At 71.4% G+C, this 22,663-nt stretch carries 17 protein-coding genes and 1 pseudogene; 6 read left to right on the top strand and 12 right to left on the bottom strand.

Features of this window, described 5'->3' with window-relative positions; translation table 11 throughout:
* Positions 1 to 20: 20 nt before the first annotated feature.
* The 5 genes and pseudogenes from pth to ACIBL4_RS26895 all read right to left on the bottom strand — a co-directional run.
* Complete coding sequence (gene pth, locus ACIBL4_RS26915) at positions 21 to 623, bottom strand: aminoacyl-tRNA hydrolase (protein WP_399414384.1); 603 nt, start codon at positions 621 to 623, stop codon at positions 21 to 23.
* A 69-nt stretch (positions 624 to 692) separates the two neighbouring features.
* A complete protein-coding gene (locus ACIBL4_RS26910) occupies positions 693 to 1,286 on the bottom strand; it encodes a 50S ribosomal protein L25/general stress protein Ctc (protein WP_399414383.1) in 594 nt (197 codons plus the stop codon).
* Between the two features lie 195 nt (positions 1,287 to 1,481).
* Complete coding sequence (locus ACIBL4_RS26905; protein ID WP_306966257.1) at positions 1,482 to 2,462, bottom strand: ribose-phosphate diphosphokinase; 981 nt, start codon at positions 2,460 to 2,462, stop codon at positions 1,482 to 1,484.
* A 137-nt stretch (positions 2,463 to 2,599) separates the two neighbouring features.
* Positions 2,600 to 4,045, bottom strand: a complete 1,446-nt coding sequence (glmU, locus tag ACIBL4_RS26900; protein WP_399414382.1) for a bifunctional UDP-N-acetylglucosamine diphosphorylase/glucosamine-1-phosphate N-acetyltransferase GlmU — start codon at positions 4,043 to 4,045, stop codon at positions 2,600 to 2,602.
* A 208-nt stretch (positions 4,046 to 4,253) separates the two neighbouring features.
* Positions 4,254 to 4,451 (bottom strand): annotated as a pseudogene (locus tag ACIBL4_RS26895) (hypothetical protein); the annotation flags it as partial.
* A gap of 135 nt (positions 4,452 to 4,586) precedes the next feature.
* Between ACIBL4_RS26895 and ACIBL4_RS26890 the strand changes: the two are divergent.
* On the top strand, positions 4,587 to 5,885 hold the full coding sequence (locus tag ACIBL4_RS26890) for a sensor histidine kinase (RefSeq protein ID WP_399414381.1): 1,299 nt from the start codon (positions 4,587 to 4,589) through the stop codon (positions 5,883 to 5,885).
* A gap of 29 nt (positions 5,886 to 5,914) precedes the next feature.
* On the opposite strand, the gene ACIBL4_RS26885 is transcribed toward ACIBL4_RS26890, so the two are convergent.
* Together ACIBL4_RS26885 and ACIBL4_RS26880 are read right to left on the bottom strand one after the other, a co-directional pair.
* Entirely contained in the window at positions 5,915 to 6,409 is a 495-nt protein-coding gene (locus tag ACIBL4_RS26885; protein ID WP_399414380.1) for an SUKH-3 domain-containing protein, read from the bottom strand.
* Positions 6,410 to 6,483: 74 nt separating this feature from the next.
* Positions 6,484 to 7,089, bottom strand: a complete 606-nt coding sequence (locus ACIBL4_RS26880; protein WP_399414379.1) for a YwqJ-related putative deaminase — start codon at positions 7,087 to 7,089, stop codon at positions 6,484 to 6,486.
* Between the two features lie 306 nt (positions 7,090 to 7,395).
* On the opposite strand from ACIBL4_RS26880, the gene ACIBL4_RS26875 reads away from it, so the two are divergent.
* The 3 genes from ACIBL4_RS26875 to ACIBL4_RS26865 all read left to right on the top strand — a co-directional run bounded on the left by ACIBL4_RS26875 (position 7,396) and on the right by ACIBL4_RS26865 (position 12,337).
* On the top strand, positions 7,396 to 8,400 hold the full coding sequence (locus ACIBL4_RS26875; protein WP_399414378.1) for an SMI1/KNR4 family protein: 1,005 nt from the start codon (positions 7,396 to 7,398) through the stop codon (positions 8,398 to 8,400).
* Between the two features lie 8 nt (positions 8,401 to 8,408).
* The gene (locus ACIBL4_RS26870; RefSeq protein WP_399414376.1) at positions 8,409 to 11,306 is read left to right on the top strand and encodes an SUKH-4 family immunity protein; all 2,898 of its coding nucleotides are present in this window, start codon (positions 8,409 to 8,411) and stop codon (positions 11,304 to 11,306) included.
* Between the two features lie 143 nt (positions 11,307 to 11,449).
* Complete coding sequence (locus ACIBL4_RS26865) at positions 11,450 to 12,337, top strand: cellulose-binding protein (protein ID WP_399414375.1); 888 nt, start codon at positions 11,450 to 11,452, stop codon at positions 12,335 to 12,337.
* Between the two features lie 506 nt (positions 12,338 to 12,843).
* Here ACIBL4_RS26865 and ACIBL4_RS26860 read toward each other — a convergent pair.
* From ACIBL4_RS26860 to ACIBL4_RS26845, 4 genes are all read right to left on the bottom strand, one after another.
* Entirely contained in the window at positions 12,844 to 14,457 is a 1,614-nt protein-coding gene (locus tag ACIBL4_RS26860; protein WP_399414373.1) for a cation acetate symporter, read from the bottom strand.
* Positions 14,454 to 14,891, bottom strand: coding sequence for a DUF485 domain-containing protein (locus ACIBL4_RS26855; protein WP_399414371.1), 438 nt, complete (start codon positions 14,889 to 14,891; stop codon positions 14,454 to 14,456). The genes ACIBL4_RS26860 and ACIBL4_RS26855 overlap by 4 nt, the downstream gene beginning before the upstream one ends.
* A gap of 161 nt (positions 14,892 to 15,052) precedes the next feature.
* Complete coding sequence (locus ACIBL4_RS26850; RefSeq protein WP_399414369.1) at positions 15,053 to 15,577, bottom strand: GNAT family N-acetyltransferase; 525 nt, start codon at positions 15,575 to 15,577, stop codon at positions 15,053 to 15,055.
* A gap of 19 nt (positions 15,578 to 15,596) precedes the next feature.
* Positions 15,597 to 17,090, bottom strand: a complete 1,494-nt coding sequence (locus tag ACIBL4_RS26845; RefSeq protein WP_399414367.1) for an MFS transporter — start codon at positions 17,088 to 17,090, stop codon at positions 15,597 to 15,599.
* Between the two features lie 474 nt (positions 17,091 to 17,564).
* On the opposite strand from ACIBL4_RS26845, the gene ACIBL4_RS26840 reads away from it, so the two are divergent.
* Positions 17,565 to 18,353, top strand: coding sequence for an ABC transporter ATP-binding protein (locus tag ACIBL4_RS26840; RefSeq protein WP_354744452.1), 789 nt, complete (start codon positions 17,565 to 17,567; stop codon positions 18,351 to 18,353).
* Positions 18,350 to 20,929, top strand: a complete 2,580-nt coding sequence (locus ACIBL4_RS26835; protein ID WP_399414365.1) for an ABC transporter permease — start codon at positions 18,350 to 18,352, stop codon at positions 20,927 to 20,929. The genes ACIBL4_RS26840 and ACIBL4_RS26835 overlap by 4 nt, the downstream gene beginning before the upstream one ends.
* 103 nt (positions 20,930 to 21,032) lie before the next feature.
* On the opposite strand, the gene ACIBL4_RS26830 is transcribed toward ACIBL4_RS26835, so the two are convergent.
* Complete coding sequence (locus ACIBL4_RS26830) at positions 21,033 to 22,478, bottom strand: DUF2079 domain-containing protein (RefSeq protein WP_399414363.1); 1,446 nt, start codon at positions 22,476 to 22,478, stop codon at positions 21,033 to 21,035.
* Positions 22,479 to 22,663: the final 185 nt, after the last annotated feature.

Here is a 22,663-nt window from a genome sequence, read left to right as displayed (position 1 = left end):
CAACTCACCCGGGCGACAAGTCAGGAGTTGTACGTACTCTGCGCCCGCTCCAGCCCCTCGATCACCAGACACTCCACCGCGTCCGCCGCACGGTCCACGAAGTAGTCCAGCTCCTTGCGCTCCGCCGACGAGAAATCCCGCAGCACGAAATCCGCCACCGGCATCCGCCCCGGCGGCCGGCCGATCCCGAACCGCACCCGGTGATAATCCGCCCCGAACGCCTTCGTCATCGACTTCAGCCCGTTGTGCCCGTTGTCCCCGCCACCCAGCTTCAGTCGCAACACCCCGTAATCGATGTCCAACTCATCATGAATCGCCACCACATGGGCAACCGGCACCTTGTAGAAATCCCGCAGCGCGTTCACCGGCCCACCCGACAGATTCATGTACGACATCGGCTTCGCCAGGATCACCCGCCGGCTCGACGGCCCCGGCGGCCCGATCCGGCCCTCGACGACCTGCGCCTGCGCCTTCCCGGCCCGCTTGAACCTCCCCCCGACCCGGTCCGCCAGCAGATCGGCCACCATGAAACCCACGTTGTGCCGGTTCCCCGCGTACTCCGGCCCCGGATTGCCCAGCCCCACGATCAGCCACGGAGCGGCCGCATCGGTCGTCACGTCCATGTCTCCTTCATACGCGTCGGCCGCTGCTCCGCACCGGAACAGCGGCCGACGAAACGACGACGAAGAGGATCAGGCCTCGGCGGCCTCGCCGCCCTCGGACTCCTCGCCCTCGGTCTCCTCGGCCTGCGCGGCCAGGACCTGCAGGACGACGGTGTCCCCGTCGACGTCCAGCGTCGTGCCCTTCGGCAGCGGGATGTCCTTGGCGAGGACGGAGTCACCCGCCGTCAGACCCTCCACGGAGACCGTCACGGACTCCGGGATGTGCGTCGCCTCGGCCACCACCGGCAGCGCGTTCAGCACGTGCTCCAGCAGGTTGCCGCCCGGAGCCAGCTCACCCTCGGTGTGCACGTAGATCTCGACGTTGACCTGCTCGCCACGCTTCACCAGCTGCAGGTCCACGTGCTCCAGGAAACCCTTCAGCGGGTCACGCTGCACGGCCTTCGGAATCGCCAGCTCGTTCTGCTTGCCGTCGATGTCCAGCGCGATCAGCACGTTCGGCGTACGCAGCGCCATCAGCAGGTCGTGACCCGGCAGCGTCAGGTGCAGCGGGTCCGAACCGTGCCCGTACAGGACACCCGGAACCTTGTCTTCACGACGGATACGGCGCGCGGCACCCTTGCCGAACTCGGTGCGCGACGCGGCGGAGATCTTCACCTCGGACATACTCACTCCTCGAAGTCAGAAACGGACGTGGTCACCCGGCCACGAACGGCCTGCTACGAAGAGCGCGTCGATAACGGACAGCCGCACAAACTTCCAGAAGAAGCGGTACGGCCTCCCTCGCCGAGCAACTTCAGCAGTCTACTCGGCAAGGGAGGCCGTACCCAAAACGATCTACAGCAGCCCGACCAGCGGCTCCTACTGCTCGTCGAACAGGCTCGTCACCGAACCGTCCTCGAACACCTCACGCACCGCACTCGCGATCGTCGGCGCGATCGACAGCACCGAGATCTTGTCCAGGTCCGCGCTCAGCTCACCCGGCGTCGGCAGCGTGTTCGTGAACACGAACTCACTCACCCGCGAGTTCTTCAGCCGGTCCGCCGCCGGACCCGACAGCACACCGTGCGTCGCCGTCACGATCACATCCTCCGCGCCGTGCGCGAACAGCGCGTCCGCCGCGGCACAGATCGTCCCACCCGTGTCGATCATGTCGTCCACCAGGACACACACGCGCCCCTTCACCTCACCCACGACCTCGTGGACGGTGACCTGGTTCGCGACGTCCTTGTCCCGGCGCTTGTGCACGATCGCCAGCGGCGCGCCCAGCCGGTCGCACCAGCGGTCGGCGACCCGCACCCGGCCCGCGTCCGGAGACACGACCGTCAGCTTCTGCCGGTCCACCTTCCGGCCCACGTAGTCCGCCAGCAGCGGCAACGCGAACAGATGATCCACCGGACCGTCGAAGAAGCCCTGGATCTGGTCCGTGTGCAGATCCACCGTCAGCAGCCGGTCCGCACCCGCGGTCTTCATCATGTCCGCGATCAGACGCGCCGAAATCGGTTCACGTCCCCGGTGCTTCTTGTCCTGCCGCGCGTAACCGTAGAACGGCACGATGACGGTGATGGAGCGGGCCGACGCGCGCTTCAGCGCGTCAATCATGATCAACTGCTCCATGATCCACTTGTTGATCGGAGCCGTGTGGCTCTGGATCAGGAAGCAGTCGGCACCACGAGCCGACTCCTGATAACGCACATAGATCTCACCGTTCGCGAAGTCGAAGGCCTTCGTCGGGACAACCCCGACACCCAACTGCTGGGCGACCTCCTCGGCAAGCTCGGGGTGGGCGCGGCCGGAGAAGAACATCAACTTCTTCTCGCCGGTCGTCTTGATCCCGGTCACAGCACTGTCTCCTCAGAGGTGTCGCAGCTGGGGTGTTCGAGAGACCTCTCAGCCGGCTTGCGAGAGGCCGTCTCAGCTGGTGGGGGTGCGGGTGTGCACTTATCACCGTACGCCGTGTTTCAGGCACCGGTTTCCGGTCAGCCCTCCTCGGCCGACCCCCGGGAAGCCGCCTCGGCCGCCTTCGCGGCCGCGCTCCCCGGACGCTTACGAGCCACCCAACCCTCGATATTCCGCTGCTGACCACGGGCCACGGCCAGCGAACCGGGCGGCACATCCTTGGTGATCACGGACCCGGCGGCGGTGTACGCGCCGTCCCCGACCGTGACAGGCGCCACAAACATGTTGTCCGAGCCCGTACGGCAATGCGAACCGATGGTCGTGTGGTGCTTCTCCTGACCGTCGTAGTTCACGAACACGCTCGCCGCACCGATGTTGGAGAACTCACCGATCGTCGCGTCACCGACATAGGAGAGGTGAGGCACCTTCGTCCCCTCCCCGATCGACGCGTTCTTCGTCTCGACGTACGTCCCGATCTTGCCCTTCGCACCGAGCCGCGTCCCCGGACGCAGATACGCGTACGGCCCGACGGACGCCCCCGGCCCCACCTCCGCACCCACCGCCACGGTGTTGTCGACACGCGCACCGGCATCCACCCGAGTGTCGGTCAGCCGGCAGTTGGGCCCGACCTCCGCGCCCTCCCCGAGATGGGTCGACCCGTGCAGCTGCGTGCCCGGATGCACGACGGAGTCCTGCTCGAACGTCACCGTGACATCGATCCACGTGGTCGCCGGATCGATCACCGTCACACCGGACAGCATCGCCTCGGTGAGCAGCCGGTCGTTGAGAATCCGACGGGCCTGGGACAGCTGCACACGGTTGTTGATACCGGCGATCTCACGGTGGTCGCCCGCGACGGACGCCCCGACCCGGTGCCCGGCCTCACGCAGAATGCCGAGGACGTCGGTCAGGTACTCCTCGCCCTGGCTGTTGTCCGTCCGCACCTTCTTCAGCGCGTCGGCCAGCAGCTGCCCGTCGAACGCGAACACCCCCGAGTTGATCTCCCGGATCGACCGCTGGGCCTCGGTGGCGTCCTTGTGCTCCACGATCGCCGTCACGGCACCCGAGTCGTCCCGCACGATCCGGCCGTAGCCGGTCGCGTCCGGCACCTCGGCGGACAGCACGGTGACCGCGTTGCCGTCCTCGGTGTGGGTGGCGGAGAGGACCCGCAGCGTCTCGCCGGTCAGCAGGGGAGTGTCCCCGCACACGACGACGACCGTCCCGTCGACGGACCCGCCGAGCGCCTCCAGTCCCATCCGTACGGCGTGCCCCGTGCCGTTCTGCTCCGCCTGTACCGCCGTGCGGACGTCCGGGGCGATCTCGCCGAGGTGGGCGGTGACCTGCTCACGGGCGTGGCCGACCACGACGACCAGGTTCTCGGGGTCCAGCTCGCCCGCGGCGGCGAGCACGTGTCCCACGAGACTGCGGCCGCAGAGCTCGTGCAGGACCTTGGGTGTGGCCGACTTCATACGGGTGCCCTCACCCGCTGCGAGAACGACGACGGCTGCCGGGCGGTTGGCGCTCACGGGATGCCCTTCGGCTGTGGATGGGGTGACATCCGCAGGATACCGGGGGGTTTTGTGGGCGTGTGGGTGTAGGCCCCGACGTGACAGTCGGGGCCTGGGCGTAACCAGCTCCCCCATCAGGATTTGAACCTGAACTTAAGGGACCAAAACCCTCAGTGCTGCCTGATTACACCATGGGGGATGAAACTCGGCTAAACCGGACATTCGGTTAGATCGCCGAGTCGGCTCCCAACACTATGCCGTACCAAGCGCCCTCCATGCGACGGTACAACTCGGCGCTCTTGGTGACGTAAATGGCCAAGCAGCCTCGATAGGAGTCGCCGACGTTCTTGCGGACCGTTCTGGGGTTGTGCTTCTTGAGTGTCGTGCGTTGGAAGGCTGTGGCGTCCATGCCGACGAGCTGGGCCCGGTCGAACGGTGAGCGATTCAGCAGTTCGAGGGATTTCGGGCCGTATCGCAGCCGAACGGTCACGGAGTGTGGTGGGGGCAAGTCCGGGAAATGCGCCGGAAAACCGGCTGCGGGCGCCCGTAGGCTGGAGGCATGACCGCGACGGGGGAAGACCATGTGACGGCCCGGGGAGGGCCGTGGTGGTGGGCCAGACGGCGTAGTGCCGTGTTCGATGTGAGTCTGGCCGTGGTGTCCGCGCTGGAGTGCGGGGCGGAGGGCTTTCCGTTCGCCGGGGACGCGGGGATCCCGGTGGCCGCGGGGGTCGTTTTCGGTGTGTTGGCCGGTTCCGTGCTGCTCGTGCGGCGGCGCTGGCCGATCGCCGTCGTGCTGGTCTCGATCGCCATCACGCCGGCCGAGATGGGTTTCCTGATGGGCGTGGTCGGCCTGTACACGCTGGCCGCGGCCGAGATGCCCCGGCGGATCGTCGCCTCGCTGGCGGGGATGTCGCTGGTGGGGACGTTGATCGTGACGTTCGTGAAGACGCGGCAGGACGTGTCGCGGGGGGATTTGGACCTGGGGGACTGGTTCGTGCCCTTCGCCGCCGTCACGATGTCGCTGGGCTTCACGGCGCCCCCGGTGCTGCTGGGCCTGTACGTGGGGGCCCGGCGGCGGCTGATGGAGAGTCTGCGGGAGCGGGCGGACAGTCTGGAGCGGGAGCTCCAGCTGCTGGCCGAGCGGGCGGAGGAGCGGGCCGAGTGGGCCCGGAACGAGGAGCGGACGCGGATCGCCCGGGAAATGCACGATGTCGTCGCGCACCGGGTGAGTCTGATGGTGGTGCATGCGGCGGCGCTGCAGGCGGTGGCGCGGAAGGATCCCGAGAAGGCCGTGAGGAATGCGGCGCTGGTGGGGGACATGGGGCGGCAGGCGCTGACCGAGTTGCGGGAGATGCTCGGGGTGCTGCGCAGTGGTGGGGACGCGCGGCGTGAGCGTGCCGCTTCGGTGCCGCTGGCGGCGGTGGGGGTGGCTGCCGCGGTGGCGGCTTCGCGGGCGGCCGATGACGAGGGGCCGTGTCTGGCGGAGATCGAGGAGCTGGTGGGGCAGTCGGCCGCGGCGGGGATGGTGGTGGATCTGACGGTGGAGGGGGATGCGCGGTCGTATGCGCCGGAGGTGGAGCAGACGGCGTACCGGGTGGTGCAGGAGGCGTTGACGAACGTCCACAAGCATGCGGCCGGGGCGAAGACGTATGTGCGGCTGGCGCATCGGGTGTCGGAGATCGCGATGCAGGTGGAGAACGAGCCGCCGGAGGCGGCGGCGTCGTCGGCGCGGTTGCCGTCCGGGGGGAACGGGTTGGTGGGGATGAAGGAGCGGGTTGCCGCGCTGGGTGGGGTGTTCGTGTCCGGGCCGACGGACGCGGGGGGTTTCCGGGTGTCTGCGGTGATTCCGGCGTCGTAGCCGCCCCCGCGGCTTTGTGCTGCTGGTGGTCAGCCCGTGGTCAGGCGGGTCGGTTCCGTGCCGGCGATGAGGGTGGACAGGGCTTGGTCGATGTCGGGGCCGAGGTACCAGTCGCCGGTGTGGTCGAGGGTGTAGACGCGGCCTTGGGTGTCGATGGCGAGGAGGGCCTGGCTGTCGGTTTCGGCGCCGAGGGGGCAGACCTCGGTGCGGAGGGCGCGGCCGAGGTCGCCGAGGGTGCGGGCCATGTGGAGGCCGTGCAGGGGGTCCAGGTGGAGGGTGGCGGGGGCGACTTGGCGGCCGGGGCCGGTGGGGGTGATGTGGAGTCCGCCGAATTCGGCCCAGGCTTCGACGGCCGCGGGGAAGACGGTGTGGCGGTGGCCGGCGGGTGAGGCGTGGTCGCGCAGGGCGTCGGCCCAGATCTCGGCCTGTTTGATGTCCCAGCGTCCGGGTTGCCAGCCGGCGGCGCGCAGGGCGGCGTCGACGGTTACGGCGAAGCGGGTGGTGGACGTGCGGTCGGTGTGCATCTGCCCTTCGTCTCGTCGAGGTCATGGGTGGCGGGCGCGGGGGTGCCGGCGGTGTGTTCGGTGTGTGTGGCGCGTCAGCCGGTCGTGGCCGCCGGGTCGACTATGCGGACGCCGAAGTGGGCGCTGAGCGCGGTGCAGGCGCGGCAGGGGGTGGCGAAGCTGCCGTGGAGGGGGTCGCCGTCCTCGCGGATGCGGCGGGCGGTGAGTTTGGCCTGCTTGAGGGCTTTGCGGGCTTCGCCGTTGGTCATGGGTTTGCGGGCGGCGCGTTTGCTGCGGGCGGCGTCGGCGGCGGTGATGTGCCGGGAGATGAGGATGGTCTCGGCGCAGCGGCCGGTGTAGCGGTCGCGCTGGGCGCTGGTGAGGGTGTCCAGGAAGTCCTGGACGAGGGGGTGCAGTGCGGGGGGTGTGTCGCCGCGGGCGGCGGTGCCGGTGAGGGTGGCGCCGCGGACGGAGAGGGCGGCGGCGACGGTGGGGAGGATGCCGTCGCGGCGGTGGTGGAGGACGGGGGCGTGGGCGGTTTCGGTGGCGCTCCAGCCGATGCGGGGGTCGCCGCCTCTGGGGTCGCCGGTGCGCGGGTCGCCGTCTCGTGGGGCGCCGCCCCGGGGGTCGCCGTGTCGCGGGTCGCCGTGTCGCGGGTCGGCGGACCTGCCGGTGTGTGGTCCCGTCTGTGTCGCGTTCATGATCGTATTCCCCTCCGTGCATCCCCCCGGGGGTGACAGACTGCCAAATGGCGTGGCTGGTGCGGAAGCTGGGGCGCGGTGACACGCCCGTACCGGGGCGTGCCGTCACGGTGGGGTGACGGCTGGTCACGGAGGCGGTCGGGCGGCCGACCGGTGCCGGTGACCGGTGTCGTCGTACCGCATAGGCTGTCGGCACCGCGATCCACGTGGTTGACGCGTGGGTTCGGACGTGACAGTCGATACGGGGCGTAGTGGGCCAAGAGGGGTCACTGCGGGTCGTACAGAGTGCCGCAGGGGGCAACCGCCATGACGACAGGTCGGCTCGGGCAGCAAGCCGCGCCGCCGAACGCGGCCTACGCCGGGCAGGTCGTGCATTTCCCGGATCCGGTCCGGGCGGCGCGTCACCCGAGAGGGGTACGGGTCGACGAGCGTGGTTACCCCGACTTCTCGCCTTACGCGCGTGCGGCCGCGGAGATCGCGGAGCCGCCGGAGGGTTTCGGCGTGGACGAGTTGCGGCTGACGGACTACGTGTCGGCGAACATGGCGCTGGCGTCGTCCGGGCACGAGCTGTGGGACACGGTGCCGGCGGTGGCGACGCCGCACGGCTGGACGTGGCACCACGCGGTGGGTACGCGGCGGCTGGAGCTGGTGCCGGTCGAGGTGAAGGCGTTGCTGCGGCACCACGGTGGTGTGGCGACGTCGGGCGTCGACCAGTCCAAGCGGGGCACGCGGCCGTTGCAGGAGACGCGTCCGGCGCATTTCGGGCTGCCGAAGTCGGGTGTGGCGGTGACGGAGTCGCAGGTGCAGGGGGCCGAGGAGGACCTCGGCTACCGACTGCCGGGGCCGTACCGGTCGTTCCTGAAGGCGGCGGGGGGCTGTGCGCCGGTGGGTGCCGCGCTGGACGCGGAGCTGGGGCTGCTGATCGACCAGCCGTTCTTCACCGTGCGGGACGAGGCGGCCGTGAACGACCTGGTGTACGTCAACAAGTGTCTGCGTGACCATCTGACCAAGGACTACCTGTGTGTCGGGTTCGTCCAGGGCGGGCTGCTGGCCGTGAAGGTGAAGGGCGAGCGGATCGGTTCGGTGTGGTTCTGCGCGTACGACGACGCCCGGGACGTGGATCCCTCGCTGCCGCCGGCGGAGCGGGTGGAGCGGCTGCTGCTGCCGTGCGGGGACGACTTCGATGTCTTCCTGTCGCGGCTGGCCGGTAATCCGCCGGAGTTGGAGACGGTGGCGAATCTGATGGTGGACGGCGGGTTCGCGCGTGTGGTGCCGGTGGGTGCGGTGTCGTCCTCGGCCGGGGGGGAGTGACTTCAGCGATGGTGACGTTCGCGCAGGCGCAGGAGCGCGCGGAAGAGTGGATCAACGGGGACGTGCCGTCGTACCAGCATCGTGAGGTGCGGGTGCGGGAGTTCGACCTGGGGTTCGTGGTGTGGGCCGAGGACCGGGCGGACGGGCCGCGTTCCGACGGTGGCGCGCAGCGGCTGGTGATCGCGCGGGACAGCGGTGAGGCGACGCTGTGGCCGGGGCTGCCGGTGGGTGAGGTGATCCGCCGGTACGAGGAGGAGTACGGCCGTCCGGACGCGGCGGAGGAGCCGGCGCCGGCTCCTGCGGCCCGGGTGGACCTGAACCAGACGTCGTTCCTGCTGACTCCGCCGGAGTGGTTGCAGGACGCGGCGGACAAGCTGGGGATTCCGGATCGGCGGGGGGCTGGTACGCAGGGGGGTGCGGGCGCGGGTGCCGCGTCGGCGTCTGCTTCTGCTGGTTCCGGGGCTGGTGATTCCGGTTCTGGTGCCTCCTGGCCCGCTGCCGTGGGGAGTGACTCGGGGGGTGACTCAGGGGCGGGGGAGCCGGGTGCGCCTGCCGGGGCTACGCCCTGGGCCGGTACGGACACCAACGGCGATGCCGGTGACGACCGTTCCGTACCGCTGCCCGCGACGGTGTTCGCACCGCCGCTGAGCGAGACCGAGGGTGACACGCCTGCGCCGCCGTCGACGCCCGACGCCAAGACGGCGCTGATGTCGGGCGGCAGCCGGCTTCCGCCGACGGCGGTGTCCCCGGCGATCGACGAGCCGAACGCGCAGGGCGGTGCGGGTGCGGCTGGTGGGCCGGGTTACGGCTATCCGCCGGGGGCGGCGGGTGCCGCACCGGCTCCTGGTGTGCCGGGTACGCCGCCCGGTGGTGTGCCGCAGGGCAGGACGCCTCCGCCTGTTCCGGGCGGGCAGCCGTACGGGTATCCGCAGGGTGCCGACGGTGGATCTGTGGGGTCTGCGGGCGGCGCGGCGGCTTCTGGGCCTGCCGGCCCGGACGGGGTGCCGCAGCCGCCGAACGGGCCGGGTACGCCTGTGCGGCCGCTGACGCCGAACGCGGGCGACATCGCCGACGCCGCGACGAGCAAGGCGACTCCGCCGCCGGGTCGTGGACGGGGCTCGGGCCCGACGACGCCGCCTCCGCCGGGCGCTCCCGGGACGCCGGGTGCGCGGCCGGGCAGTACGCCTCCGCCGTCGGGGCCCGGTGCGCCGGGTACGCCCGCGGGTGGTTACGTGCCGACGCAGCTCGTGTCGGCGCTTGGGCCGGAGGGGCCTGGGGGCTCCGGCAGCGAGGGCGCCGGTGCGCCGCTGCCTCCCCAGCAGCCGCCGGGGCCTCCTGGTGCGCCGAACCAGCCTGGTGCGCCGAATCCGCCCGGTGCGCCGCAGCCTCCTGGCGCCCCGAATCCTCCTGGTGCTCTTGGTGGTACGCCTCCGGGTGGTGTCCACCATGCCGCGACGATGCTGGCCGACTCCGGTCGGGGCGGCCCGGGCGCACCGCAGCCGCCCGGGCCTCCGGCACCTCCGCGCGCGCCCGGTGTACCCGGAGGGCCTGGTGGCCCTGGTGGGCCTGGCGCCCCCCAGCCGCCTGGCGCCCCGGGTGCTCCCGGTGGCCCGGGTCCCGTGCACCACGCGGAGACCATGCTGGCCACGCCTCCGGCGGGTGGCCCCGGCGTGCCTCCGCCGCCGCAGGCCCCCGGCGCACCCCCCGCCGCCCCGGGCGCTCCTGGCGTGCCCGGTGCGCCGCCGATGCCGCCGCCCGGTGGAATGCCGGGTGGGATGCCGGGTGGGATGCCGCCCGGTGCGATGCCGCAGGGCGGGATGCCGCCCGGCCCCATGCCCCCGGGTGGGATGCCGCCCGGTGCGATGCCGCCGCCCGGTCAGCCCGCCCCCGGGCAGCCTCCGGCGTACGGCTATCCGCAGCAGCCCGCCGGGCAGCCGACGGTCGGGCCCGGCTACCAGGCCGTGCTGCGCTACCGCGCGCAGGACGGGTCCGAGCAGCAGCTGATCCGGCGTTCGGCGCCGGGTACGCCGCACCCGGAGTGGCAGATCTTCCACGAGCTGCGTGCCATGAACGTGCCGCCGGGCCAGGTGCTGGAGCTGCACACCGAGCTGGAGTCGTGCGAGCTGCCGGGTGCGTACTGCGCGCGGATGATCCGGGAGCAGTGGCCGCAGGCGCGGATCACGAGCATCGCGCCGTACGGCACGGACCACGCGAGCCGGCAGCAGGGCATGCAGCAACTGCTGGCCCACCAGGGCGAGTTGCATCAGGTGGCGGACGGTCCGGCGCGTCCGGCTCCGGTGCGGGCGCCGTTGCCGCCGGTGCAGGCGGTACCGCCGATTCCGCCGGAGGCGATCGCGCAGGAGCTGGCGGCCGCGTTCGGGCCGGGGGTGTTCCGGTTCGAGCAGGCCGCCGTGTCCCGGCAGGGTGTGCCGCCGGTCGTGGCGCACACGCTGGTGGCGGCGGGCCTGCCGATGGACATGGGCCCCTTCTTCTGGGCGCAGGCGCAGCCGGGCCGGCCGGTGCCGACGCTGGCGGAGCTGGCGGCCGAGCGGGGTGTGCAGTCGGCCTCCGACGCGGGGTCCTACCTGGTGATGGGCAGTGACTTCGGTAAGGCGATCTGCGTGCAGTACGGCACGGCGAACATCGTCGCCGTGCCGGTGGAGGCGGGGCCGGGCGGGGCGCCCGTACCGCCGCAGTTCGTGAACACCGGGCTGCCGGAGTTCGCGCGCTGTCTGGCGCTGCTCGGGCGGATGTGGCGGCTGCGGTTCGGTCTGAACCAGGAGCAGGCGGGCCGTTGGACCGTCGACTTCCAGGCGCAGTTGGCCGCGCTCGATCCGGCGGCGCTCGGGTCGCCGGAGAGCTGGTGGTCGGTGCTGCTGGAGCAGATGTGGGACGGGCTGCTGTGAGGCGTCGCCGCTGAGGTGTTCTGGAGTGACCTCTGTGCGGAGTGTCGGGTTATGGATACTTCCGCCTGATCCACCAAGATGTGCGCGAAATCATCCCATTTCGTGCTCGATCGCGCGTCGGCGTGGTGGAGAGGGGCCCCGGCATGAGCAGCCCATCGGTGTCCCCGCACGGCTTCCTGGCCGTGCGGGGGCGCGGTTACCGTCCCGAGCAGGTCGACGAGTACGCCGAGGTCCTGTCCGAGGACCGTGACGCGGCCTGGGAGAGGGCGGCCCGGCTGACGGTGCTCGCCCGGCAGATGGACGCGGAGCTGGAGCGGCTGCGGGACGCTGCCGCGCGGCTGGTCCCGCAGACCTACGAGTCGCTCGGGGAGCGGGCGCGGCGGCTCTTCGAACTCGGCCGGGAGGAAGCGGCGGCCGTACGCGAAGGGGCGCGGCGGGAGGCGCGGGAACTCGTGGACGGGGCGTGCGCGTCCGCGGCCGGCGTGCGCGAGTCCGCGCAGGCGTACGCCGATGCCGTACGCGCCGACGCCGACGAACGCGCCCGGCAGCGGCTGCTCGCGGCGCGCGCCGAGGCCGACGAGATCCGGGCCGAGGCCGGTCGTGAGGCCAATGAGCAGCGGGACGAGGCGCTGGCCGCGTTGCGGGAGATGCGGGAGCGCACCTCCGGGATGCTGGCCGATCAAGCCAGGGAACACGCCGAGCGGTGGGAGAAGTGGGACGAGGAGGACGCCGCGCGGGCCGCCGCGCTGGACGCCCGCCACGCGGAAGCGGTGACGCGCGCCGAGAGCGCGCTGACCGAGGCCGAACAGGCCTTCGCCGACGCCGATGACGCCGCCCGTCACCAGCAGGACGAGGCGGCCGAGCGCGCCGCGGAACTGCTCGCCGAGGCCCGCGGCCACGCGGAGTCCGTCGAGCGGGAGACGCGACGCGTGCTGCGCGAGCACGCCGAGCGCGGGGACGACGCACGGGCCCACATCGACCGCGTGCACACGAGCCTGGCGGCGTGGGCGGGGAGGGCGGAGGCGGAGTGAGACGAGGCGTGCGGCGTTGCGGGGGCGGGACGACGACCGTGCGACACCGGCCGCGGCACATTCCCCCACCGCACCTTTCGGCTCCGCCGCCGACCATGGGCTGACGGCTGGGTGTTGGCGTTGCCGCCGGCCACCGGTTGGTCAGCGCCGATGCCTGCTGGCTGCCGCGTGTGCGCCATGCGGCCGGGGTGCCGCCGGGCACCGGCTGACGGCTGGGTGTTGGTGTTGCCGCCGGCCACCGGTTGGTCAGCGCCGATGCCTGCTGGCTGCCGCGAGTGCGCCATGCGGCCGGGGTGCCGCCGACCATGGGCTGACGGCTGGGTGTTGGTGTTGCCGCCGGCCACCAGTCGGCCAGCGTCCTGCCGCCTGCCGCCCGTTGGCTACCGCTCCGTGCGGGGCCGGCAGGGCGCCGCCGGTCGCCGGTCGGCGGGTGCGGGCCGGCGTTGCCGCCGGCCCCGGCCGACCCGCGTGTTGCCGGTGTTGCGTCGGCCGTCGTGCCCCGCGTGTCAGCGGTCCCTGCGTACCGCGCCCGCCAGGATCCAGCCCTCCACCGCCTCGTACTCGTGGCGTTGTTCCTCCGACTTGCGGCGGCCGGAGGCCAGGGTGCCCAGCCAGCCGCAGGCGAAGCCCAGGGGGATGGAGAGCAGGCCGGTCGTGGTGAACGGGAACCAGTTGAAGTCGGCGTCGGGGAAGGCGGAGACGGGCGAGCCGGAGACCAGGTTGGTGCCCGGCATCAGCAGCAGGACCGCCAGCGAGCCGCCGATGAGGGTGCTCAGCAGGCCGGTTCGCGTGTAGCGGCGCCAGAAGAGGCTGTAGACCAGCGCGGGCGCGATGGCCGAGGCGCCCAGGCAGAACGACAGCGTCACCAGGGGCTGCAGGCTGCGATGCTGGACGAGCGTGGCCAGGAGGATCGCCGGGATGCCCACTGCCAGTGCGGAGAGGCGGGCCAGCGCCATCTCGCGGCGGGGTGACATCTCCCGCACCCGGGCCGCGAACACGTCGTGCGCGAGGGAGTTGGCGCAGGCGAGGATCATCCCGGCGACCGAGGCGAGCAGCGTGAGGAAGACCGCCGTGGTGACGGTCGTGAACAGGAACGTCTCCGCCGACGACACGTCCGCGCCGAACGCCGCCTGCGACCCCAGCAGATACGCCGTGTTGCCCTGCGGGTCGACCTGCGCGATCACCGCCCGGCCGATCAGCGCGGTCGCGCCGAAGCCGACGACCGTGATGATGAGCACGAACAGGGCCACGCCCGACACGGCCCAGGACATCGAACGCCGCACCTGCCGGGCGCTGGAGGCGGTGTACATGCGCATGGTGATGTGCGGCAGGACGCCGCCCCCGAGGACCACCGTCAACTGCGCGGTGATCATGTCCAGATCGGGGCTGGGACCGCCCGCGAACTGCAGGCCCGAGGAGAGGAAGGCCGAGCCCACACCGCTGTTCGCGGCGGCCGCGCCGAACAGGGCCCCCGGGTCCCAGTCGAACCGGTTGAGGATCAGCACGGCGACCACCGCGCCGGAGCCGAGCAGCATCACGATCTTCAGGATCTGGATGAGGGCGGTGCCCTTCATCCCGCCGATCGCCGCGTAACTGATCATCAGCGCGCCCACGCCGATGATGCAGCCCGTCTGCAACGACTCGCCGGAGAAGCCGAGGACGAACGCCATCAGCTGCCCGGTCCCCGCCAACTGCACCACCATCAGCGGCAGCAGCGCCGCCAGGGTCACCCCGCAGGCCGCGATCCGGACGCCGCGTCCCGGCATACGGCGGGTCAGCGCGTCGCCCATGGTGAACCGGCCCGCGTTGCGCAGCGGTTCGGCCAGCAGGAACATCAGCAGCATCAGGGACAACGCCGTACTGAGGGCCAGTACGGTCCCGTCGTAGCCGAACAGGGCGATCACGCCGCCCGTGCCGAGGACGGTCGCGGCGGAGATGTAGTCGCCGGCGATCGCCAGGCCGTTGCGCATGGGGGACAGGGAGCTGTAGCCGGTGTAGAACTCGTCGAGGTCGTCCCGGTCCGGGCCCGTCATCACGCACAGCAGGAGCGTGATCGTGGCCACCGCCGTGAAGCCCACGAGCGACATCGACTGGGCGTTGCCGCTGAACTCGGTGGTCACCGCGTTGCCTCCCGCCTGGCGTCCAGTTCGGCCTGCTTGCGTATCCGGTCGGCGATCGGGTCGACGCGGCGGCGGGCCGTCTGCTCGTACAGGACGATCGCCAGCCAGGTCACGGGGACCTGGACGAGCGCGAGCAGCAGACCGGTGGGCAGGCCGTCGGTGACGGTGCTCGTCATGAAGGACGGGGCGAACGCCGAAAGGATCAGGAACAGGACGAAGTAGCCGAGCGCGGTGAGCGTGGCCACGCGCCGCTGCCAGCGGTAGGCGCTGCGCAGCACCCGCAGGTCGCTGTGGTGCCCGAGCGCGGCGTGGCGCTGGGGACGCCTGCCGGCCGGTTCCGGCTCCTGCTGCGGCACCCAGGGGTAGGTGTAGTAGGAGGGCGAGGAATCCGGCGGGCGGTACGGGTAGGACGGTGGCGGCGGGTCGTAGGACATCCCGGTGCTCCTTGCGCGGGTCGGTTCCGGTGCGGCGGACCGCAGGAGGTGGGGGGTGGGCGGCCACGCACGTTACTTCGGAGTACCCGGGCAGCGCGAGGGTTTCGGCAAACTGATTGGTCGGTATGCGCTTGCCTTTTTGACCTCGGGTGTTACCCGCGTTAACGCGGATTCGCGGGAGGTGCCGGCGGCGCGAAGGCCAAGTTCCTGCGCAGGTAACGGCGTCCGGGCCGGCCGGCCACGGTCGTGTCCCCGGTGCATGTGAAGCCGTTGCGGGCCAGGACCGTCATGGAGGCCCGGTTGTCCAGGGTGGTGACCGCGGCGAGGGAGGTCAGCCCGTAGTCGGTGGCGGCCAGACGGCACACCTGCGCGACGGCCGCCGTCGCCACGCCCCGGCCCGCGGCCCGTTCGCCCACCCGGTAGCCGAGTTCGGCGCAGCCGTCCGTCAGGTCGACCAGGTTGACCCGGCCGACCAGGTTCCCCTCCTCGTCCAGGACGACATGGAAGCGGCACACGCCCGCGTCCTGTTCCGCGAGGAGCGCCCGGTGGCGTTCGGCGAACCCCTCCGCCGTGAAGTAGGCGTCCCCGCGGTCGGTCACCGTGCGGGCGAAGTACGCCCGGTTCTCCCGCTCGAAGGCCAGCACGGCGTCCGCGTGATCGGGTCGGAGCGGTTCCAAGGTCAGCATGGGCGGAGGATACGTACGGTCAGTCCTTGAGCACCGGGAATTTCCGGGGCGCGAGGAACAGCAGCACCAGGAACGCCAGTGCCGCCGCGCAGGAGGCGCCCAGGTAGACGGCGTGCACCGCCTCGGCGATCGCCCGCCGGGTCGCCTCCGGCGCGGTGCCCGAGTCGAGGGCCCGGGTCACCGAGTCGAGGTCGCCCGCACCGCCGAGCCGGGCGGCCAACACCCCGTTGGCGACCGCGCCGAAGACCGCCGCGCCGACCGTCTGGCCCGTCTGACGGCAGAACAGCACGGACGCGGTCGTCGTACCGCGCTCGGCCCAGCCCACCGTCGACTGCACCCCGACGATCAGCGGCAACTGGAACAGGCCCAGCGCGGCGCCGAGCAGCAGCATCAGCAGGGCCGGCTGCCAGGCCTGCCCGGGGTAGGGCAGGAACGGGAACGCGAGCAGGATCAGCGCGGCCGCTCCGATGCCCAGCATCGCGGTGTTGCGGAAGCCGATCCTGCGGTACACGTGCTGGCTCAGCGCCGCCGACACGGGCCAGCTCAACGTCCATACGGACAGTACGAATCCGGCGGCCACGGGCCCGAGGCCCAGCACCGACTGGGCGTAGGTGGGCAGGAACACCGCCGGCGCCACCATCAGCAGGCCCAGCGCGCCCAGGGCCAGATTGACCGCGGCGATCGTACGGCGCCGCCACACCCAGCCCGGGATGACCGGCTCCGCCGCCCGGCGCTCCACCAGCACCACGACCGCGACGAGGACGAGTCCCGTACCGAACAGGGCGAGTGAGGGCGCCGACAGCCACGGCCACGCCACCCCGCCCTGCACCAGGGCCGTGAGCAGCACACCGCCGCAGGCGAACACCGCGACGGCGCCCGCCCAGTCCACGCGCGCGTGCGCGCCGCCCTCCCGCTCCGGCTCGTGGAGGTGACGGACGATCAGCCACAGCGCGACCACGCCGATCGGCAGGTTGACCAGGAAGATCCAGCGCCAGTCCGCGTAGGCGGCGAGCGCACCGCCGAGCCCCGGTCCGGCGACCGCCGAGACCGCCCACACCGTGGACAGCTTCGACTGGATCCTGGGACGGTCCTTCAGCGGGTAGAGGTCGGCGGCGAGCGTCTGCACGGTGCCCTGGAGGGCGCCGCCGCCCAGCCCCTGCACGACGCGGAACGCGATGAGCGCCCCCATGTTCCAGGCCAGCGCGCACAGCAGGGAGCCGGCGAGGAAGACCACGGAGCCCGCGACGAGGACCGGTTTGCGGCCGAAGGTGTCGGAGAGCTTGCCGTACACGGGCAGGGTGACGGTCACGGCCAGCAGGTAGCCGGAGAACAGCCAGGAGAAGACGGAGAAACCGCCGAGGTCCCCGACGATCTGCGGGACGGCGGTCGCGACGATGGTGGCGTCGAGCGCCGCCAGCGCCATGGAGAGCATCAGCGCGGCGACGACGGCACCCCGCCGGTCGGTCCTGGCGGGACGTTCGGCCTCACGTGCCGCGGAACTGGTGCTGCCCACCCCGGGTTTCCTCCCCCTCGCCCGGCCGCGCCTGCGCCACGGGTACCGTCGCTTTGCCTGCCCCTTGCACCTACCTGCCGTCGGACAGCTTCCCACTGGACCCTGACGCAGCGGGAGGGTGGAGCCTGAATGGGCCGACGGGTGGAGCGAACCCTGAGACGGTCTCCACCCTTCGGTGGACTGCCCCTATGGGTACCTCCGTACTACGACCTGGGGAGGGTTCGTACCGGCGGAGGACGAGACGTGCGGGGACCGGTCCTTAACCTGGCTTTACGCCGTCGGGGGGCGGCTGTGCACACCGGCGGGGGTGGGGTTTTCCACAGGAAAAGACTGCGCTGAGCACCAGGGCGCGGGACCCCTCCCCACCGGGAGACTGAAACGCGTCGGACGGATTCCTCGTCCGCATCGCGTACCCAGCGGCTGTCGAACAGGCGACCGCCTTCACCAACTGCTGACCGATATAGGAGATATACCGTGACTTCGGCTGTGACCATTCCCAGGCACGGGGGTACTGGAGGGCGTACGGCCGTTGCCGCGCGGGCGCGGCAGGTCGTGAAGGCGTACGGGACCGGTGAGACCCGCGTCGTCGCGCTCGACCACGTCGACGTGGACATCGCACGCGGCCAGTTCACCGCGATCATGGGCCCCTCGGGGTCCGGCAAGTCCACGCTGATGCACTGCCTCGCCGGGCTCGACACCGTCACCGGCGGCCAGATCTACCTCGACGAGACCGAGATCACCGGCCTGAAGGACAAGAAGCTCACGCAGCTGCGCCGGGACCGGATCGGGTTCATCTTCCAGGCGTTCAACCTGCTGCCGACGCTGAACGCCATCGAGAACATCACGCTGCCCATGGACATCGCGGGCCGCAAGCCGGACAAGCAGTGGCTGGCGCGGGTCGTGGAGACCGTCGGGCTCGCCGACCGGCTCAAGCACCGGCCCACCCAGCTGTCCGGCGGCCAGCAGCAGCGCGTCGCCGTGGCGCGGGCGCTGGCGGCCCGGCCCGAGATCATCTTCGGGGACGAGCCGACCGGAAACCTCGACTCCCGCGCAGGCGCAGAGGTGCTCGGCTTCCTGCGGCGTTCCGTGGACGAGCTGGGCCAGACCATCGTGATGGTCACCCACGACCCGGTCGCCGCCAGTTACGCGGACCGCGTGCTGTACCTCGCCGACGGCCGCATCGTCGACGAGATGTACAAGCCGACCGCGGAGGCCGTCCTCGACCGCATGAAGGACTTCGACGCCCGGGGGCGCACGTCATGACCGTCATGAAGACCTCGATGCGCAACTTCTTCGCGCACAAGGGGCGGATGGCGCTCTCCGCGATCGCCGTCCTGCTGTCGGTGGCCTTCGTCTGCGGCACGCTCGTCTTCACGGACACCATGTCCACGACGTTCGACAAGCTCTTCGCGGCCACCTCCTCGGACGTGACGGTGAGCGCCAAGGGCGCCTCCGACAGCGGCGAGACCACCGCCGACAACGGCAAGCCGCCGGTCATGCCGGCCTCCGTGCTCGGCGAGGTCCGCAAGGTGCAGGGCGTGAAGTCCGCCGAGGGCGCGGTGTTCTCCACCTCGGTGACCGTCGTGGACGCCGACAAGGACAGCCTGTCGCCCTCCAGCGGCGCCCCGACCATCGTCGGCGGCTGGAACAGCAACGAAGCCCGCACCATGAAGATCACCTCCGGTGCGGCCCCCGAGAGCGCCGGCCAGATCATGGTCGACGCCGACACCGCCGACAAGCACGACCTGAAGCTCGGCGACGAGATCGGCGTGATCACCGCGGTCGGCACGCACACCGCGAAGATCTCCGGCATCGCCGACTTCACCGTCACCAACCCCGGCGCGGCGATCTTCTACCTCGACACCAGGACCGCCCAGCAGGCCCTGGTCGGCGAGAGCGGCGTCTACACCAACGTCAACGTCACCGCGGCCTCCGGCGTCAGCGACGCGCAGCTGAAGAAGAACGTCTCGGCCGAACTGGGCGCCGGCTTCCAGGTGAAGACCGCCAAGGAGACCGCCGACGCCAACCAGAAGGACGTCGCGGGCTTCATGAACGTCATGAAGTACGCGATGCTCGGCTTCGCCGGGATCGCCTTCCTCGTCGGCATCTTCCTGATCATCAACACCTTCTCCATGCTGGTCGCCCAGCGCACCCGCGAGATCGGCCTGATGCGGGCGATCGGCTCCTCCCGCAAGCAGGTCAACCGCTCCGTGCTGGCCGAGGCGCTGCTGCTCGGCATCGTCGGATCGGCGCTCGGGGTCGGCGCGGGCGTCGGCCTCGCCGTCGGCCTGATGAAGCTCATGGGCCAGATGGGCATGGAGCTGTCCACCGACGACCTGACGGTGGCCTGGACGACCCCGGTGGTCGGCCTCGTCCTCGGTGTCGTCGTCACCGTCCTGGCCGCCTACCTGCCCGCCCGGCGCGCCGGCAAGATCTCCCCGATGGCCGCACTGCGCGACGCGGGAGCCCCCGCGGACGCCCGGGCCGGCTGGATCCGCGGTGTGATCGGCACGGTCCTCACCGGCGCCGGCGCCGTCGCCCTGTACCTGACGGCGCAGGCCGACAAGGCCACCGAGGGCTCGCTGTGGCTCGGCCTCGGCGTGGTGCTGTCGCTGATCGGCTTCGTCGTCATCGGCCCGCTGCTCGCCGGCGGCGTGGTCCGCGTCCTGGGCGCCGTCCTGCTGCGCATGTTCGGCCCCGTCGGCCGCATGGCCGAGCGCAACGCCCTGCGCAACCCGCGCCGCACCGGCGCGACGGGCGCCGCGCTGATGATCGGCCTCGCCCTGGTGGCGTGCCTGTCCGTGGTCGGCTCCTCCATGGTGGCGTCCGCCACCGACCAGCTCGACAAGACCGTCGGCACGGACTTCATCATCCAGTCCGACAGCGGCCAGCTGATCACCCCGCAGGCCGTCAAGGCCGCGAAGTCCGCCTCCGGCGTGGAGCGGGTCACCGAGTACAAGTGGACCAAGGCCGACTTCACCACCCCCGACGGCAAGACGCTCAAGGACACGGCGATCACGGCGGCCGACCCGTCGTACGCGACCGACCTGCGCACCGAGACGGTCGACGGCAAGCTGCCCGACGCCTACAAGCCCGACTCGATGTCCGTCCACGAGCAGTTCGCCAAGGACCACGGCATCAGCCTCGGCTCCAAGATCAAGGTCGCCTTCAAGGACGGCTCCGCGGCCGACCTGACCGTGCGGGCGATCACCAGCAGTGACGTCGTGATCGACGCGGGCGCGATGTACACGTCCATCGCCACGATGGCCAAGTACGTCCCGGCCGACAAGATGCCACTGGACTCGCTGCTCTTCGCCAGCGCCAAGGAGGGGCAGCAGGACGCCGCCTACAAGTCCCTCAAGTCGGCGCTGCACGACTACCCGCAGTACACCGTGCGCGACCAGACCGACTACAAGGAAGCGCTCAAGGACCAGATCGGCCAGCTGCTCAACATGATCTACGGCCTGCTGGCCCTGGCGATCATCGTCGCCATCCTGGGCGTGGTGAACACCCTGGCCCTGTCGGTGGTGGAGCGCACCCGGGAGATCGGCCTGATGCGGGCGATCGGCCTCTCCCGCCGTCAGCTGCGCCGCATGATCCGCATGGAGTCGGTCGTCATCGCCCTCTTCGGCGCCCTGCTGGGCCTCGGACTGGGCATGGGCTGGGGCGCCACCGCACAGCAGCTCCTCGCCCTGGAGGGTCTGGAGGTCCTGCAGATCCCCTGGCCGACGATCACCGGCGTCTTCATCGCCTCCGCGTTCGTGGGTCTGTTCGCCGCCCTCATCCCGGCGTTCCGGGCGGGCCGGATGAACGTCCTGAACGCGATCGCGACCGAATAGCCGGCCAGGACCACCGCACACGGGGGTTGCGGAGGACGGGCCCGCCCCGGAGGTTTCGCCTCCGGGGCGGGCCCCGTTCGCGGCCGGGTGCCGGCACCCGGCGTCAGCGCGCCGCCGCCCGCTCCAGGAGGACGTACCCGTTGGCCCTGCCCGCGACCGTGTAATCGGCGCCGGGGTGCAGCCGCCGGGCGTAGCCCACGGGGTCGCGGTACCTGCCGTCGATGTTCTCCAGGGCGATGTACCCGGGCGTGATGCCCTGGGTGCCGCCGATCCACAGGACGCGGCAGCGCGAGGTCAGGCGGCTGATCGGGCCGACATTGGCCTCGACCGTGGCGCCGTCGGGGATCCGCGCCAGGAGCCGCTCGACACCGGACACGGGGGCGGGCTTGCGGTAGACCTCGGCCTCCGCGAGCTGCGCCAGCGGCAGCGAGGTGGTCAGCGCCAGAGCCGCCGCGGCGACGGCGGCCGGCAACTGGGCGGCGTACGAGCTCAGCCAGGGACGGGGGCTCGTGCGCGCGGTCGTGAGGACGTCGGCCAGGGCGAGGAAGACGACCGGCATCAGGACCGCGCTGTAGTGCCAGTCGGTGCCCCAGTAGTGCTCGTCCCCCGACAGGAAGCGCCAGCCGAGCGTCGGCAGGGCCACCAGCAGCAGCGGGGAACGCAGGGCGAGCAGTCCGGTGGTGGGGATCAGCAGCCAGGCGAGGGTGCGCAGCTTGGTGCCGAGACCGTCGAAGGGGCTGCCCGACTCGCTGACCTTGTTCCAGTAGTCGTAGGTCCCGGAGGTGTTGAACGCCGGGATGACCACCGTGAGGACGAGCACTGCCGCCGCCAGGCCGAACACCGCGGCACCGAGCGCGTACGCAGCCGTCCGGGGCGACGAGCCGCGCGCCCGCCACGCGACGACGAGCGCGATCGCGGCCAGCGTCAGCCCCAGGTCCTCCTTCACCAGCACCAGGGGAAGCGCCCAGTACAGGGCCGCGCGCCGGCGCTCCGCGAGCAGGGCCTCCAGGGAGAAGGCGATCAGCGGGACGGCGAAGCAGATCTCGTGGAAGTCGAAGTCGACGGCGCGCTGGACGCCCCAGGACAGTCCGTAGGCGAGACCGAGCGCCAGACCGCTGCGCCGGCCGAGGAGCCGCGCTGCGGCGCGGGTGACGGGTACGGCGGACAGGGCGAACAGCGCGGCCTGCGCCACCAGCAGCGTGACCGGCGAGGGAAACAGCCGGTACACCGGCGCGAGCAGGGCCGTCACCGGGCTGAAGTGGTCACCGAGGATGTCGAACCCCGGCCCCTTGAGGTCGGCCACCGGCGCCCGCAGACGCGCGTACGCCCGCACGACCTGCTCGAAGATGCCCAGATCCCAGGAGAGGGTCGTCATGTGCCGGTAGCGGCCGACGGAGACGGCCGCGTAGGCGGCGCAGAGGGCGGCGGCGAGGATCCACGGGTCCCACCGCGCGCGGCCCGGGGGCGGATCGTCGCGGGGCGGGCCGGCCGGCGTCGGTATGTGGGGGTGGGGCTGGGGCTCTGAGGACCGGAGGGTGGACGCGGGCATGCCGTGCCTTACGGGTGGGGGTACCGCTCGGGGACCGGACCGATCATGCCGTGGCGAAATCAACGGGTGGAGGTGATGTTGTGAAGGTTGGGCGGCTCATTCCCCGTTGCCGGCCGCACTCGCTCGACCGGAAGAGGGGTTGTCCACAGCCCCGCCGCGCGGACGCGCATCGTCGTACGCTGGAG

Origin of the sequence: Streptomyces sp. NPDC050416 (assembly GCF_044458845.1) — a bacterium.
Classification (GTDB): domain Bacteria; phylum Actinomycetota; class Actinomycetes; order Streptomycetales; family Streptomycetaceae; genus Streptomyces.
This window is presented reverse-complemented; position numbering and strand designations above follow the sequence as displayed.

Bases quoted from the DNA above. Each gene is read 5' to 3' on its own strand.
- pth (WP_399414384.1), bottom strand. From the start codon at position 623: ATGGACGTGACGACCGATGCGGCCGCTCCGTGGCTGATCGTGGGGCTG.
- ACIBL4_RS26910 (WP_399414383.1), bottom strand. From the start codon at position 1,286: ATGTCCGAGGTGAAGATCTCCGCCGCGTCGCGCACCGAGTTCGGCAAG.
- ACIBL4_RS26890 (WP_399414381.1), top strand. From the start codon at position 4,587: ATGACCGCGACGGGGGAAGACCATGTGACGGCCCGGGGAGGGCCGTGG.
- ACIBL4_RS26885 (WP_399414380.1), bottom strand. From the start codon at position 6,409: ATGCACACCGACCGCACGTCCACCACCCGCTTCGCCGTAACCGTCGAC.
- ACIBL4_RS26880 (WP_399414379.1), bottom strand. From the start codon at position 7,089: ATGAACGCGACACAGACGGGACCACACACCGGCAGGTCCGCCGACCCG.
- ACIBL4_RS26875 (WP_399414378.1), top strand. From the start codon at position 7,396: ATGACGACAGGTCGGCTCGGGCAGCAAGCCGCGCCGCCGAACGCGGCC.
- ACIBL4_RS26870 (WP_399414376.1), top strand. From the start codon at position 8,409: ATGGTGACGTTCGCGCAGGCGCAGGAGCGCGCGGAAGAGTGGATCAAC.
- ACIBL4_RS26865 (WP_399414375.1), top strand. From the start codon at position 11,450: ATGAGCAGCCCATCGGTGTCCCCGCACGGCTTCCTGGCCGTGCGGGGG.
- ACIBL4_RS26855 (WP_399414371.1), bottom strand. From the start codon at position 14,891: ATGTCCTACGACCCGCCGCCACCGTCCTACCCGTACCGCCCGCCGGAT.
- ACIBL4_RS26850 (WP_399414369.1), bottom strand. From the start codon at position 15,577: ATGCTGACCTTGGAACCGCTCCGACCCGATCACGCGGACGCCGTGCTG.
- ACIBL4_RS26835 (WP_399414365.1), top strand. From the start codon at position 18,350: ATGACCGTCATGAAGACCTCGATGCGCAACTTCTTCGCGCACAAGGGG.
- ACIBL4_RS26830 (WP_399414363.1), bottom strand. From the start codon at position 22,478: ATGCCCGCGTCCACCCTCCGGTCCTCAGAGCCCCAGCCCCACCCCCAC.